The 13636-nt window shown below is 42.6% G+C and carries 17 protein-coding genes; 10 read left to right on the top strand and 7 right to left on the bottom strand.

Going from position 1 to position 13636, the window contains the following annotated elements; genetic code table 11:
• Positions 1-42 precede the first annotated feature (42 nt).
• Positions 43-927: a LysR substrate-binding domain-containing protein gene (locus L4C34_RS12855; RefSeq protein ID WP_428789747.1), complete on the bottom strand. Its 885-nt coding sequence runs from the start codon at positions 925-927 to the stop codon at positions 43-45.
• Between the two features lie 226 nt (positions 928-1153).
• Between L4C34_RS12855 and L4C34_RS12850 the strand changes: the two genes are divergently transcribed.
• The 8 genes from L4C34_RS12850 (at position 1154) to L4C34_RS12815 (ending at position 7358) form a co-directional block, all read left to right on the top strand.
• Positions 1154-1723: a cysteine hydrolase family protein gene (locus L4C34_RS12850; RefSeq protein ID WP_428789746.1), complete on the top strand. Its 570-nt coding sequence runs from the start codon at positions 1154-1156 to the stop codon at positions 1721-1723.
• Between the two features lie 327 nt (positions 1724-2050).
• Complete coding sequence (aroG, locus tag L4C34_RS12845) at positions 2051-3103, top strand: 3-deoxy-7-phosphoheptulonate synthase AroG (protein ID WP_428789745.1); 1053 nt, start codon at positions 2051-2053, stop codon at positions 3101-3103.
• Between the two features lie 170 nt (positions 3104-3273).
• Positions 3274-4182: an aldo/keto reductase gene (locus L4C34_RS12840; RefSeq protein WP_428789744.1), complete on the top strand. Its 909-nt coding sequence runs from the start codon at positions 3274-3276 to the stop codon at positions 4180-4182.
• Positions 4183-4276: 94 nt separating this feature from the next.
• Complete coding sequence (locus L4C34_RS12835) at positions 4277-4861, top strand: Crp/Fnr family transcriptional regulator (RefSeq protein ID WP_428789743.1); 585 nt, start codon at positions 4277-4279, stop codon at positions 4859-4861.
• Positions 4862-4948: 87 nt separating this feature from the next.
• Positions 4949-5365 carry a hypothetical protein gene (locus tag L4C34_RS12830; protein ID WP_428789742.1) on the top strand — a complete coding sequence of 139 codons (417 nt, stop codon included), beginning with the start codon at positions 4949-4951 and terminating at the stop codon, positions 5363-5365.
• A 427-nt stretch (positions 5366-5792) separates the two neighbouring features.
• Positions 5793-6089: a hypothetical protein gene (locus tag L4C34_RS12825; protein ID WP_428789741.1), complete on the top strand. Its 297-nt coding sequence runs from the start codon at positions 5793-5795 to the stop codon at positions 6087-6089.
• A 269-nt stretch (positions 6090-6358) separates the two neighbouring features.
• Positions 6359-7000, top strand: a complete 642-nt coding sequence (locus tag L4C34_RS12820) for a cysteine hydrolase family protein (RefSeq protein WP_428789740.1) — start codon at positions 6359-6361, stop codon at positions 6998-7000.
• Positions 6984-7358, top strand: a complete 375-nt coding sequence (locus L4C34_RS12815; RefSeq protein WP_428789739.1) for a RidA family protein — start codon at positions 6984-6986, stop codon at positions 7356-7358. Before L4C34_RS12820 ends, L4C34_RS12815 begins: the two co-directional genes overlap by 17 nt.
• 133 nt (positions 7359-7491) lie before the next feature.
• Here the strand turns inward: L4C34_RS12815 and L4C34_RS12810 are convergent, their stop codons facing one another.
• Positions 7492-8685 carry a sugar efflux transporter gene (locus L4C34_RS12810; RefSeq protein WP_428789738.1) on the bottom strand — a complete coding sequence of 398 codons (1194 nt, stop codon included), beginning with the start codon at positions 8683-8685 and terminating at the stop codon, positions 7492-7494.
• Positions 8686-8904: 219 nt separating this feature from the next.
• Between L4C34_RS12810 and L4C34_RS12805 the strand changes: the two genes are divergently transcribed.
• Positions 8905-9315: a hypothetical protein gene (locus L4C34_RS12805; protein ID WP_428789737.1), complete on the top strand. Its 411-nt coding sequence runs from the start codon at positions 8905-8907 to the stop codon at positions 9313-9315.
• 23 nt (positions 9316-9338) lie between these two features.
• Here L4C34_RS12805 and L4C34_RS12800 read toward each other — a convergent pair whose 3' ends face one another.
• Complete coding sequence (locus L4C34_RS12800) at positions 9339-9899, bottom strand: TetR/AcrR family transcriptional regulator (RefSeq protein ID WP_428789841.1); 561 nt, start codon at positions 9897-9899, stop codon at positions 9339-9341.
• Between the two features lie 129 nt (positions 9900-10028).
• Here L4C34_RS12800 and L4C34_RS12795 point away from each other — a divergent pair, with 129 nt between their 5' ends.
• Positions 10029-10556, top strand: a complete 528-nt coding sequence (locus L4C34_RS12795; protein WP_428789736.1) for an HPP family protein — start codon at positions 10029-10031, stop codon at positions 10554-10556.
• A gap of 140 nt (positions 10557-10696) precedes the next feature.
• Here L4C34_RS12795 and L4C34_RS12790 read toward each other — a convergent pair whose 3' ends face one another.
• From L4C34_RS12790 to L4C34_RS12775, 4 genes are all read right to left on the bottom strand, one after another.
• Positions 10697-11533, bottom strand: coding sequence for an alpha/beta fold hydrolase (locus tag L4C34_RS12790; RefSeq protein ID WP_428789735.1), 837 nt, complete (start codon positions 11531-11533; stop codon positions 10697-10699).
• Positions 11534-11535: 2 nt separating this feature from the next.
• Positions 11536-12729 (bottom strand): multidrug effflux MFS transporter, encoded by a 1194-nt coding sequence (locus L4C34_RS12785; protein ID WP_428789734.1) that lies wholly within the window; start codon positions 12727-12729, stop codon positions 11536-11538.
• A gap of 74 nt (positions 12730-12803) precedes the next feature.
• Entirely contained in the window at positions 12804-13094 is a 291-nt protein-coding gene (locus tag L4C34_RS12780; protein ID WP_428789733.1) for a YciI family protein, read from the bottom strand.
• 162 nt (positions 13095-13256) lie between these two features.
• The gene (locus L4C34_RS12775; protein ID WP_428789732.1) at positions 13257-13634 is read right to left on the bottom strand and encodes a carboxymuconolactone decarboxylase family protein; all 378 of its coding nucleotides are present in this window, start codon (positions 13632-13634) and stop codon (positions 13257-13259) included.
• Between the last annotated feature and the right edge of the window lie 2 nt (positions 13635-13636).

Genomic DNA, 13636 nt, shown 5'->3' with positions numbered 1-13636 from the left:
GTTGATGAGGTATGCTGTTGGTTTTCGGTAGCCGAACGACGGCTATTCTACCTGCTCCATCAACCACTGCACGACTGTCTGAACATTGTCATTAACCAATTTTTCTGGCTGATACACTAAATAGTAGTACGAGTCGATATCTACCGCTGGTGATGCAAGCTCAGCCAGTTGGCCAGAGGCGATTTCATCAAGTACGAATATGCGATGGGTGACAAATATGCCTACTCCTGCGATGGCCGCTTGGATTGCTTGGGTCGAGCTCTCAAAAAACTGTTTTTTCTGATCGTCTGGTAGCTGTAACTGCTTGGCCGTGGTCCATTGCTTCCAATCTGAAGCGCGATAGCGGTTACTGATCCAAATCTGGGTTTCATTCGCAAGAATTTCTTCAATGGAGCCATATTTCTCGAGTAAAGCCGGTTGTCCCACTAACAGCAGTTGATCTTGGCACCATTGTTTTGCCACACTGTCGGGCCACCAATCAGGGCTGGTGCCGTAACCGATGGCTATGTCTAAATTGTCCGATTCAATATCAAAATCGGCAATAGAAATCGCCGACAGTTTCAGTTCAATGTCGGGAAAAGCTTTAGTAAACGCTGGCAAGCGGGGAATAAGCCACTTAAGCGCCAGCGTTGGGATAGCATTGATACACACTTGGTTATCAGCTTGTAGTTCACGTTGAGTCGCAAGCGCAATGATGTTCATCCCTTCTTCGATACTGTGCCGATAACGCTCCCCTTCTGCCGTCAAACTCATACTACGAGTTGTACGCTTGATAAGCTTTTTACCGAGAAAAGATTCGAGGTTATGAATATTTTGGCTCACCGCTGAGTGAGTGATATACAGTTCCTCAGCCGCCTTGGTGAAATTCAAATGTCGGCAAACACTTAGAAACACAGGTAGGGTTCGAAGAGGGGGCAAGTCGCGCATAATAGATTTGTTAGTTTTACTTACATACCCGTAAATGTATCTTGATTTTTATCTGAAGGCTACTGGCTTATACTCGCGGCGTTAGATTGATGAGCCCTAAGAGGTTTAGCAATTTGATTTTACGTATCTTTATCTTACTCTCTCAATACCCGATTGATAGTGTATAGATTCAGCCCGCTGAGCAGGTTATCAAATACTGCCTTTCCCTACGATGAAGGTTATAACTATGAAAAACGCACTTCTTGTAATTGATTTTATTAATGATATTTGCCATCCGGATGGAAAAATCCCTTCAGCTGCCGAACATGTAAAAGAGCAAAATGCTTTGTCTAACGCGAATAAAGCACTTGCGCACGCACGCGAGCAGGGCTGGTTGACGATATTGGTTAAAGTTGGGTTTGAAGCTAATTATCATGCGTCGCCGAAAGCGTCGCCAATTTTCGGTAAAGCACATGAATTTAAGGCGTTAGAGCTAGGCAGTTTTGGTACGGAGTTTCACCCAGAACTTGATGTTCAATCGAGCGATTTCGTTCTGGTGAAACCACGAGTGAGCCCTTTTTATGCCACCTCGTTAGAAGCTGTGCTGAGAGCGAATAAAGTTGAACATGTCTATTTAAGTGGCGTGAGCACGACTTGGGCTATTCAAGCGACCACGCGAGATGCACATGACCGGGACTATGCTGTAACTATCATTGAAGATGCGTGTGCAGCAGGTGACCAAGAAGAGCATATGAACTCGATCAATATGTTGTCTCGTATCGCTACTGTGATCAAATCTGAAGAGCTAGCGAACTAGAAACGCTCATATTGTGAAAATTTTTATGTGAGGCGGCGCAACTGTGCCGCCTTTTTATATGTTGTGGTTTTGCGAAGTTTCACTTGTATCCATTTGCTTTTATTGGTCTTTTTGTTATCTTTCACGTTCATCCCTGTGTGTAAATTATAATTTACATCCTTGTCAATTTGTAATCCTATTGGAAATATTGCGTTTATTTGAAATTAATGATTGAACTTTTCTCGTTTAATCGATAAGTTACATCGAAGAACTGAGAACTAGCTACCACCTAGGCTGAACTTTTGGCATTAGGGTACGAAAGCAAAGAAATAGAGAAGAAGATAAGCCATGTTTCAAACAGATGACGTAAGAATTAATCGAGTAAAAGAGTTGCTTCCACCTGTTGCAGTGCTGGAAAAATACCCAGCGACAGAAACAGCTTCTTCCACCACATTTCAATCACGCCAAGCGATTCATAACATTCTTAACGATAAAGATGACCGTTTATTGGTCATTGTGGGTCCGTGTTCTATTCATGATCCGGTGGCAGCACTAGAATATGGCCGCCGTTTAAAAGTATTGCGTGATGAACTCGGTGATCGCTTGGAAATTGTGATGCGTGTGTATTTCGAAAAACCGCGTACCACAGTTGGCTGGAAAGGTTTGATTAACGACCCGTACCTGAACGATACGTTTAAGCTTAACGATGGTTTACGTATTGGCCGTAAATTATTGCTCGATCTAACTGATATGGGGCTACCAACGGCCAGTGAGTTTCTTGATATGATCACGCCTCAATATGTTGCGGATCTTATTAGCTGGGGCGCAATTGGTGCTCGTACCACTGAATCTCAAGTTCATCGTGAGTTAGCATCTGGTATGTCTTGCCCTGTCGGCTTCAAAAACGGTACCGATGGCAACATTAAGATTGCCTCGGATGCGATTCGCTCTGCAAGTGCGTCACATCACTTCTTATCTGTGACTAAATACGGTCACTCGGCGATTGTGGAAACTGCGGGCAATGGTGATTGCCATATTATTTTACGTGGTGGCAAAGAGCCAAACTACAGCGCTGAGCACGTAAGTGAAATTAAAGACCAGTTAGTCGCTTCCGGCTTACCTCAAAAAGTGATGATTGATTTTAGCCATGCCAATAGTTCGAAGCAATATCAACGTCAAAAGCTGGTATCGGAAGATGTCGGTGCTCAAGTCGCAAAGGGTGATAAGGCTATTTTCGGTGTGATGATTGAGTCCCATTTGGTTGAAGGACGCCAAGATCTTATTGATGGCTGCGCGGAAGTGTATGGCCAATCAATTACCGATGCTTGCCTAGGTTGGCAAGACACCGAACAAGTTCTGCGTCAATTAGCGGATTCAGTTGAGCAACGCAGAAAGGCTTAACTAAGTGTTATCTGATTGCTAAGACAACGGAATAAAACTGTATAAAATGAGAAGCCGCCTTGTGCGGTTTTTTTGCCTATTATCTCATGGGTAAAGGATAACCTAAGATTGCATTGTGATCTCCACTCAAGCAGCTTACTCTGTGGGCAGTCTAATAAAAGGAGAAGTCCATGGTTGCGAAAACATTTGTAGCGCCACAAGGTCCTGAAATGTCGGAACTCGTACAGGGGTATTGGCGGACAGCGGAATGGGGAATGACTGCGCAGCAACGTCTTTCTTTTTTAAAGCAGCATATCGAGTTAGGGATTACCACCGTCGATCATGCGGATATTTATGGTGATTACCAATGCGAGCGCCTATTTGGTGAAGCGCTGGCACTCGATCCTAGTGTCCGTGAGCAGATAGAGATCGTGACTAAATGCGATATCAACTTGTGCGGTGCCCATTCACCCGATCGCAAAATTAATCACTATGATACCAGTGCCAAACACATCTACCAGTCAGTGGACAATTCACTACAACGCCTTGGTGTGAGTGAAGTCGACGTGTTACTGATCCATCGTCCAGATGCGCTGATGGATGCTGACGAAGTGGCTGGAGCATTCGCTGAGCTGCATAAAGTAGGTAAGGTGAAGCACTTTGGCGTATCGAACTTTACGCCTCGCCAGTTTGAATTATTGCAGTCTCGACTGGGTAAACCGCTTGTGACCAATCAGGTCGAAATTAACCCGCTGAACTTTGATGTTGTCCACGACGGTACCCTTGATCTAATGCAACAGCACAGAATCCAGCCAATGGCATGGTCTTGCTTGGCTGGCGGAGAACTGTTTAACGGCACAACAGAGCAATCCGTACGTGTGCGCAACGAGCTTGAAGCGATTCGCGAGGAAGTAGGCGCGAAAAGCATCGACCAAGTAATTTATGCATGGGTTCGCAGGTTGCCAAGCAACCCGTTGCCAATTATAGGTTCAGGCAAGATTGAGCGCGTGCAATCAGCCGTCTCTGCGCTAGATATTGAGCTAACTCGTGAACAATGGTATCGAGTGTGGTGCGCTTCTAAAGGCCATGGAGTACCATAGACAAATCTAACGACCCGTTGTTACCCAGAGCCAGCATTATGAATCCGTCGTGCTGGCTTTTTTGCGTTTAAGCATGATTAAAAGTGAGAAAGATATGAGTCAACCAAATTATCGTGATCTGTTGATGGCACAAGGGCTCAGTATCTTCCAGGTTGACGACTTGTTAGCCCACTTTAGCTCAATCGAAGTAGCAAAAGGGCAACATCTTCTGAAAATAGGCGATGTGCTTGATGATATGTTTATTTTAACCAAGGGTGCATTGAGGTTTTATTATTTAACGCCTGACGGAGATGAATCTAATAAGCTGTTTTTATTCGAAAATGACCTTTCTTTCCCGATAGCGCCTATCGCTCGTGATAAACCAAGTTTGTTTGGTATTGTGGCTTGTGAAAATACGCGTCTATTCCATATTCCATTTCATCAGTTCAAACAGCGGCTACTCTCGTTGCAGGTATGGGACGTTTTTTACCTGACATATTTAGAGTGGCTGGCTGATGCTAAGATCGCACGAGAGCACCGCTTACTGACCTCGAACAAATCACAGTTAATCGAAGATCTTGAGGCTAAAGAGCCCCAGATATACTCACGTATAAGCGATTATCATATCGCGAGTTACCTCGGCATGAGCCCAGTAACTTTTTCTCGATTAAAGCATCGCGTCGCCGAACATCCAAGGTAGCGACTAGGCGGCATTCTTAGGTCCATTTTTTCAGTTGTTCATTGGCTATACTGAAGTGAGATGGTTTAATTGGGCAGCGCGAACATTATGACTAACAGAAACATCCACGGAAATTGGACGATGAGCTTTGAGAGTCGATTATTAAAAACCAAAGTTATTGGGGCAACCAACTCTGAAGCTGCGAAATCTTGGCTTGAAGAAGCGAAAAGGCTTGTTTTATCCTCATCAGAAAAAGATGAAACACCGTGGGTCGTTTGGAATGATTGCCGAGAGTGGGGGAGCACTGCATTAGATGCATCAGAAGAACACAACCATGTAATCGATTGGCTAAGCGAGCATAATTGTATACTGTATGCTGTTGTTTTTTCTAAGAAGTTCCAACAATTTTCGGCTAGCAGTGCATTTGAAAGCCAAACCATTACGCGGTATTTCTTCGATGGAGATGAAGCCTACCAAGCCTGTCTTGACAAGTTAGCTATAGTTCACGAGCAGAATAATAAATAACCTCCCGACCTAAGTGATACTTCAGACAGGAATCTCCACGTGGTTTTACCCGCCAGTCATCCAACTCAATCCTGTTAGAGAGCGCTCTTGAATCATACCGAAACATGACTCTCAGTGCATTTATAAGATACGATGCAGTTAGATCAATACACTCAGTAGCCCTTTTTATTCAAATGCCCTACACTTTGTGCAATTAACACAATGTGAGTGTGGTGGCACATGTGTCATGATTACAATAACATCAAGGAAAATCTAGAAGGTTTAATTATCAAACTTGATAAGGCAGCCAATGGGCAAGAAAAACATCTCGAAGAGGTCCTTGAAGATCTAATGAGAATCGATCGAGAAGTGCTTCAATACTATCTCGATGACTATTGCCTACATAGATTGAGGCTAGTTGGACGACCAATGTGAGAGCTGGGGAATTATGATGACACTCCAATCAGGGCGTTATAATGATGTTGCATACCAAATCTTCGTGATGCCCATTCGTAATTCGGAATTATTGCAATTCTATAAAGTACATTATTCTTTTCAGGGCCCAGATGGTTGGCGATTTGAATCGGCTGTAGAAGTCGATGGTGAAATAGTTATGTTTCAGCATGTTATAGAAGCTACACAGTTTGGACATTCTTCCGTAATATCTCACATTCGTGAGGTATATCAGCCCGCAGGCGGCGATTCACTCTCAGGCAAAGTGGTAAACATTCAAAGCCGACGCTAGCTCTAGCGTTACCTAGTCGTGTTAACGTGTATTGAAATGTCTACCTGTTCATTGTGGCACGATCTACGCCTTGCCAGCTGTCGCCAAAAGATAATTTCTTCTCTAGGATTTCGACGGCACGAAAAATCGCAGTTTTCATCACACGCCCTGCAGCTGTATTAAAACACCAAGCTTCACTTTTCGAAGACACACCGATCTTAACATTTGATAATGTCTTGTCGCCATCATCCCTGTAACTTTCAAAGTACTTGTTTTACAGAGGAAGTTTGATGGAAAATCAGTTTTTAATACCCAACCAAACAGCACTCATTTTGATTGAATATCAAAATGAGTGGGTCAGTGAACGGGGTAGTTTACGTAACAAGCTTGTGGTCGATGATGAGCAGTTTGAGTTGGCGATTGAACATTCAAAGCAGGTGCTTTCAGCAGCGCGAGAAAACGACTTGTCGGTTGTTCATGTTCTATTGAAACCTGACAAAGAATATCGAATGTTTGGCCAAGCAAAGCATGGTTTGAGAAGCGCAATTGCTCAAAATAAAACTTGGCAAGGTTATCAGGGAGAGATCCACCCAGATTTCATGCCCAAAGAGAACGAGCATGTTATTACCGAAAGGATTGGGGCAAGTGCGTTTTCGGGTAGCAACCTAGATTGCTTTTTGAGAAATAATGGTTTGAAAAATTTGATGTTAATTGGGTTCGCAACTCACGTGTGTGTCGAGTCCACTCTTAGGTCTTCTCACGACTTAGGGTATAACACCTTTGTTATCACTGAGGCGACGGGGGCGTTTACCAATGAGCAGAAAGCATATTTTAGTCAAGATGTTGTGAATCACTTTGGAATAGAAATCAGCGTGGCCGACTTATTACCATTAGTCTCAAAGCTTAGGAGGCAGAATGGTACAAAGAGTTAACTACAAGTATTTACCGGAAGCCATCGGTCCATATGCTCACGCAACGAAATACAATGGCACCTTGTTTATCTCTGGACTGACGGCCTATGGCACCGATGTGCAGGCAAAGACGCTCAAAGAGCAGAGTTCCGAAATATTGTCTCAAATTGGTCATATTTTGCAGCAAGAGCGGTGTTCAAAATATAGCCTAGTTAAGATGAGTATTTTTGTGAAGGATGTGGGTGAGATAGAGAACCTAAGAGGACAGCTTTTTGATTTTTATGAAGGGGCGCTACCCGCTAGTTCATTGGTGGAAGTCTCGAACTTGTTTCACCCAGATTTAAAGGTAGAAATCGAAGCGATCGTGGCATTAGAGTGAGCTCATAAACAGAGACTCCCTACTTTCGTGTGTATTGATTGATTGGGAGTTTCGTAGAGGTATTGTTGAACACGGGATTGCACATCAAGTGCTTACTTCCTCGTGAAACTGATAGGTTTCTCGACCTGTCCTATCAGTGTTCAGCAGTAAGGTTATTCAGCGCCGGCTGTTTCTCTTTCGCTGAATATACGAGAAGTGGGATGGTTGATACAATGGATAATAAAGAAGCATATAAAGCGGTTTGAAAGCTGAAATATTGTGCAATAAACCCAACCAATGATGTTCCCATCATCATTCCAACTCGCATCATATTCGAATAATAGGCTGCTGCAAATCCGCCTTTCTTTGGAAATGCTTCTTGGATAATAGTGACACCCAAGCCAACAAAAATGCCATAAAACAGACCGTTAAATACTTGAATGAACAGTAAGCCTGCCATCGAAGTCGTGACATGTAACAGGGCGTAGTAAGCGATAGCGCAAACATACCCAAACAACATAATTTTGATTTTACTGTATTTGTCGCACAGGGAGGCTGCTTTCAGCATAACCGGAACTTCAAAGGCGGCCGTTACACCTAGTAGTAATCCGGGGAAATACGTCGGGATATTTAAATCGTTAGTGAGATACAGAGGCATTGCAGTGATATAGATTGAATTGGCGAGATTTCCCAAAAGGATGATCGCGCCGAACTGCAATGCGATTCGGGGTATTTTATCTGAGGTTGTTCGATTGTTTGCTATCTCATCCCCAACAACATCCAAATTAAAGCGTGGGAGAAAACGTACTGAAAGTAAGACTACCAATGTCCCCAAAGTGGCAGCAATGGTGAAATTTGTTTGATAGCCCCAAAAATCCGCAACAGTGAAAGCTAGGGCTGGGCCAAATATCCAGACGATGGAAACGCCGGATCGCATTTGAGAATTTACTCTAGTGATGTCACTTCCCGACTGTTCAGAAAAACGCTTTATCATAGATAAAATCAAAGGTATACATGCGTTTCCCGGCCCCATGAATCCGATGCCTATGAGCAGCGTTTGCCATGGCTCAGTGACAAATAAAAAACCTAGCGAAGAGAGAATAATACAGGTGACGGACAGTATGAAAAGCAATCGGTCGCTAACGCCACTATCTGATAATCTCCCAAACCATTGACTAAAGCAGATTCCGGAGATCGCAAAGCTCACACTATAGTAGGCAATAAAATCAGGATTGGCTTGAATTCCATTGATTAAGTAAATGCTCATTATCGGCAATATAAAAGCGTATGCCGTTGCAGTGAGGCTATTGATGATAAACAGTATTTCTTTCGTTCCCACTTTTTGCATTGTCTTTCTCTGATAATAAAACCCGACGCTTGTTGAGATTCTATCTATTCGGCGTTGAAAATGAACCCTCAATAAAATCAAAACACTATTGCTGAACTGGCAAGAGTTTTGAGTCACTTCTCCCGGATGGTACTTTTGCCAAGAACCATTAGATTGTGGAGGGTTCCTGTCTATACTTGTACGAGGAAAAGTGCATGGTCTGAAGGCACGGTGGGAGAAATGAAAGTAAATAAAAATCGTCATGGATACTACACTATATCTTGCCAGCATAGATTAGTGCTGTTCGCAGGATTTGGGTCATGGAATGAAGAAACCTATCAGGATCTCTATGTCGATATTATGAAAATTGTCGACCAGTTTGGTGGCGAACCGTGGGGCTTTGTTGGTGATACGCGTGAGTGGGAAGTATCGACTTATCAGTCGATTGCACTCTGGGGTGAAATGCAAGCGCACTTAGTGGATCGTGGGTTGGTGTGTGGCGCCGTTGTGGTTGACGACAGCACATTTAAAACGAAGGTTGCCGAGAAAAACGTGGAAGGTGAGCTAGAGACTAAGAACTTTAGTGTCCATGAGGAGGCCATTTCTTGGTGTCAGCAAGTCGTGAAGCGATGTTCTACTAGCTCAACTTGAAGGGGTTTTGTTCCAACCGAATTTTATATTTTCAATGGACAAAATGAAAAAGCAAGTGAGTGGGCGCACGTGCGATAAACCTGTTCGTATGGAGCTATCACCCCGAACTCAGCTCTTACAATCATTCCTTCTAAAAGCCCCATTATAGTCTCAGACTTTTCTTCATCCGCCGCCGTAGGCTCATCAAAGATACTAAATATTAACGACTTAACCCAAACTTTGTGCTGTATAGCTTGCTTGGTTAATTCATCTTCATGATTTTTGAACTCGGATAGGGCGTGCATGAACATGCAGCCGTTGTAATTGTCACCACGAAACCAATCAAAGTGCCAATTTAAAATGGCATCTAACTTCGCTGCAGCATCACTGTGTTGGTCACTGGCTTTTTCTAACTCACTTTTGAAACGCTGGTGTCGCCTTGATAGGACGGATTCAATCAGTTTGGCTTTTGAGCCGAAATGCCGATACATCGATGTCTTAGAAACATTTGCTCTATCCCGAATTAAATCCACACCTGTTGCGGTATAGCCGAATTCATTGAATAAGGATTCAGCGACGTCCAAGATATGGTCTTTTTTGCTTATGGTCATTTATTACTCAGTCAAGTTCATGGTTATTGCGTCTAAGTGTACAGATCTGTATTATTACAATCTAGATGTACAGATCTGTACCAATTGTAGTGATGTTATCTTGGTTTTCAATGGAGAGAGAGAATGGAAATAATTGGATCTTGTAAGCGGGAGTCATCCCGAAGTGGGTATTGGGAGTTAATGAAAGGTTTTTTAGGAGGCGTTGTTGGTATATTGGCTCTAAGTGAATTGGCGAATGTCACGGGAGTGCCTTGGCTAATGGCACCATTTGGAGCCACCTGCGTGATCTTGTTTGCTGCGCCTCATTCACCGTTTGCTCGGCCACGAAACGTCGTCATTGGCCACTTGATTACGGCAGTAATTGGTTTAGTTGCTCTCTATTTATTTGGAAGATCGGTTTTGGTGATGTCGATTGCGGTAGGGGTTTCGATTGCCGCGATGCAGTACTTCCGTATAGTGCATCCTCCCGCGGGAGCAAATCCGCTAGTGATAATCCTTGCTGGACGAAGTGTAGTGGGATTCGAGTTTCTTGTTACACCCGTATTGGTTGGGAGCGTAATGTTGGTAGGCATTGCGTTTGTGCTAAACAACGGTGTGTGGGGGCAGCACTGGTGGCGGAGAGTGTGGCAACGTCGTTTCGTTCGGAATTGAGAATATCAACCCATTGAAAGTGATCAGAGCACTCAATGTCCTAACGTATTTCTTATGATATAGGCAGTTTATTTGGCACTCCCTTGTCTTGTAGGAAGTGCCAATGTTTAAAAATTCTTGGCAGCCAATGCTCACCCGAATTATTGCTGAATAGAACAAAACGCGCGTAACATAGTTAAAAGCTCTTGTGGCTGCTCTACAGTACTGGCGTGACCGCCTTGCAGTATTGCTAGTTTGGAATTGCGAATCCTTTGATGCAGCTGTTTTGATTCTTCTTCTGTAGCGGTGATATCATTTGTAGAGCCGATAACTAAGGTAGGCAAAGCAACATCGGATACCCACGTAGATGAATTAAAATCGCACAAGGCTTTCATTTGACGATGATAGCCCATGGCTGTCTGAGGATGCGTGTCTTGCATACTGGCATCTCGAATCAATGCCAAGATTTCACCGGTTATAAAGCTGTCACTAAATACCCAAGGAATAATATGGTCCATAATTTCTGCGGGCGATGAACCTTTTTCGTAATGGTCTTCTACTTTCACAAATGCGGCTTTTGCAGCGTTATTGAGCTTAATGAAGGTATTCATTAAGACGATCGATGTCGTATATCTTGGATATCGATGGGCAATCACTTGTGCGATCGCTCCTCCCATGGAGTGCCCGACAATAAAGGCACTTTCAAAACCTACTTGTTTCATCAGAGTAATGGTATCTTCTGCCATCGTATCGACCGAAAAGTATGTATCATCGCCTGTTGTTTGCCCAGTACCTCGATTATCAAAAACTAATACGTAATAATCTTTGGCCAATTCATCGGTTATCGTCGCCCAGCCAGTGTGGTCGGCTCGTAGACCACTAATTAATACCATAGGTGGAGATTTAGGGTCACCGTGTAGCTCATAGTATATATTAAGGTTTTTCTTCGAGGTCATCATATTGGTTCTTTGCTCTGTTGAATGAATAGAGTTTTTCATATTTAGGCTCTTTTTTTGAACTCATGTACTGTTGGAGATATGAATAAAAAAATCACAAACCCCGTTACGGTTATCGTTAGCATATATGTCGAAAATGACGTTATATTGTATTTGCTCAATATCCCAACAAAGTATACAGATAAGCTTGCACAAACGAGCTGAATAGCACCCATCATCCCTGATGCATATCCAGAGATATGTTCAAAACTACTGACAACTCCTGCGGTGCCTAAAGGAAGTAAAAATCCGTTACCAAATGTCAATATAGTTGCTGGAAAAATTAAGTTAAATGGTGTGAATTTTAACCCATAGTTAAGTAGAATAAACATCACCCCACCTAGGGAAAAGAAAAAGTACCCGACAAAAATAGAGCTATCGATACTCATTTTTGACAAGCAGTACTTAGCCGCTTGATTGCCTAGTAAGTAACTCAAGGAAAGTGTTATATAGAAAAAGCTAATGTCACTAGTGGTATAATTGAAATGGTGAAACAAAAATGGTGATTCAGATATATATCCAAAATAAGCAATGTAGGCGAAGCATACTATGGATGTGTAATACCAGAATTGTTTGTTGAAAAACAGTTCAGCATAATGTTTTAATACTGTCTTATGATGGATGGATACTCTATCTTTTTTAGGTTTCGTTTCGTTTAAATAAAGCGTTACCATAGATAATAAAATGATGGCGAGTAACGTGACGAGTGCAAAGACAGCTCTCCAATTCGTGAATTCTCCAATCAGTCCACCGATCATTGGAGAGATGGCAGGGGACATCCCAATTATAGGGAATATGATTGTAAAGACCTTTGCTGATTCTTGTTTGGTGTAAATGTCACTGACCATCACTCTGCCGATGACCATGCCTGAACATGCTCCTATTGCCTGTAATAACCTTGAGGCAATGAACATCTCAATTGAAGATGATAACATGCATGATAATGAAGCAACTAAAAATATGGACATGCCGAGTAATATAATAGGTTTTCGGCCATATCTATCACTTAGTGGCCCATATATTAATTGCGATAGTGATAACCCAAATAGGTACACACTTAAAGTTAACTGCAATGAATGCTGTGAAGAACTGAAATCAGTGCCAATCTGAGGCAAGAGTGGTATATATATATCAGTAGTGATCATTCCGATTGCACACATTAACACTATTATAAATAGGAATCTGGTGTTATCCCTCATAATAAACTTGCCTAATGTCTCTAATTGTAATGGGGTTGTATCCCTAAACAAATTAATGCTTAGGGATGGGTTTTTCATATATGTTGAAGTTTGGACAATGAATGAGCCGTCAACTTACAATCAAAATCTATTATTTGATATTCGGCAACATCTTCGATTAGATACGGATCACTCGCTAGTAATGTCTTTAGCTGACCTTTGTCCATAGATTTAGTTAGGGTCACACCGCCTAAACCACTTCTCTTAGGACCTGCTAAGAGGAAGATCCCCCTGTCAACTTGTTGCTTAACCCAAACTCCATGTTCTTTTGCGAGTTTATTAACTTCATCAACGGGTTTAATTAAGTCAACGATTAATGTATACATATCTTTTCCTTTTTGATTTTTTGTATTTCTAAGTCATTAAAATCCATGGCGAGAATATTAATCCGTGACTCGGCGATCTATTGTTGAATGCTATGTTATCAATGATCAATGTCTGATTAGATATATATTTAACTTATTCAATACGGTAAGTGAGATTAAGGCTCATATTTGTTGATTAAAAATGGTTTTGGCTGTTCGTAGAGCATTACTTGCAGAAGCCATTCCTGCGTAGATGCTCATTTGTAGGATCACTTCGACGATTTCTTGTTTGCTGCAACCAATTTTTAAAGCCGCTTCTATGTGGGCTTCTAACTGAGGGACGGCGTGGCCTAAAGTCACGCATGAAGCAATAATGACGAGTTCACGTGTTTTTAAATCAATCCCCTCTCTGCTGGCTATTGCACCAAATGACCATTCAATCGTCATGTCGACAAATTCAGGACAGATGTCGCCTAACTCCTGAACCATGGCTTCGCCTACATGGCCGCCGTGTAATTGAGAAAGCATTTTTTGTCCGGCTTGGTAACGTACTTTATCCATGG

It is taken from the genome of Vibrio profundum, from assembly GCF_050337555.1.
GTDB classification, from domain to species: domain Bacteria; phylum Pseudomonadota; class Gammaproteobacteria; order Enterobacterales; family Vibrionaceae; genus Vibrio; species Vibrio profundum.
This window is presented reverse-complemented; position numbering and strand designations above follow the sequence as displayed.

Coding starts and splice junctions, on each gene's coding strand:
- L4C34_RS12855 (WP_428789747.1), bottom strand. CDS start 927: ATGCGCGACTTGCCCCCTCTTCGAACCCTACCTGTGTTTCTAAGTGTT.
- L4C34_RS12850 (WP_428789746.1), top strand. CDS start 1,154: ATGAAAAACGCACTTCTTGTAATTGATTTTATTAATGATATTTGCCAT.
- aroG (WP_428789745.1), top strand. CDS start 2,051: ATGTTTCAAACAGATGACGTAAGAATTAATCGAGTAAAAGAGTTGCTT.
- L4C34_RS12840 (WP_428789744.1), top strand. CDS start 3,274: ATGGTTGCGAAAACATTTGTAGCGCCACAAGGTCCTGAAATGTCGGAA.
- L4C34_RS12835 (WP_428789743.1), top strand. CDS start 4,277: ATGAGTCAACCAAATTATCGTGATCTGTTGATGGCACAAGGGCTCAGT.
- L4C34_RS12830 (WP_428789742.1), top strand. CDS start 4,949: ATGACTAACAGAAACATCCACGGAAATTGGACGATGAGCTTTGAGAGT.
- L4C34_RS12825 (WP_428789741.1), top strand. CDS start 5,793: ATGATGACACTCCAATCAGGGCGTTATAATGATGTTGCATACCAAATC.
- L4C34_RS12820 (WP_428789740.1), top strand. CDS start 6,359: ATGGAAAATCAGTTTTTAATACCCAACCAAACAGCACTCATTTTGATT.
- L4C34_RS12815 (WP_428789739.1), top strand. CDS start 6,984: ATGGTACAAAGAGTTAACTACAAGTATTTACCGGAAGCCATCGGTCCA.
- L4C34_RS12810 (WP_428789738.1), bottom strand. CDS start 8,685: ATGCAAAAAGTGGGAACGAAAGAAATACTGTTTATCATCAATAGCCTC.
- L4C34_RS12805 (WP_428789737.1), top strand. CDS start 8,905: ATGAAAGTAAATAAAAATCGTCATGGATACTACACTATATCTTGCCAG.
- L4C34_RS12795 (WP_428789736.1), top strand. CDS start 10,029: ATGGAAATAATTGGATCTTGTAAGCGGGAGTCATCCCGAAGTGGGTAT.
- L4C34_RS12790 (WP_428789735.1), bottom strand. CDS start 11,533: ATGAAAAACTCTATTCATTCAACAGAGCAAAGAACCAATATGATGACC.
- L4C34_RS12785 (WP_428789734.1), bottom strand. CDS start 12,729: ATGAGGGATAACACCAGATTCCTATTTATAATAGTGTTAATGTGTGCA.
- L4C34_RS12780 (WP_428789733.1), bottom strand. CDS start 13,094: ATGTATACATTAATCGTTGACTTAATTAAACCCGTTGATGAAGTTAAT.
- L4C34_RS12775 (WP_428789732.1), bottom strand. CDS start 13,634: ATGGATAAAGTACGTTACCAAGCCGGACAAAAAATGCTTTCTCAATTA.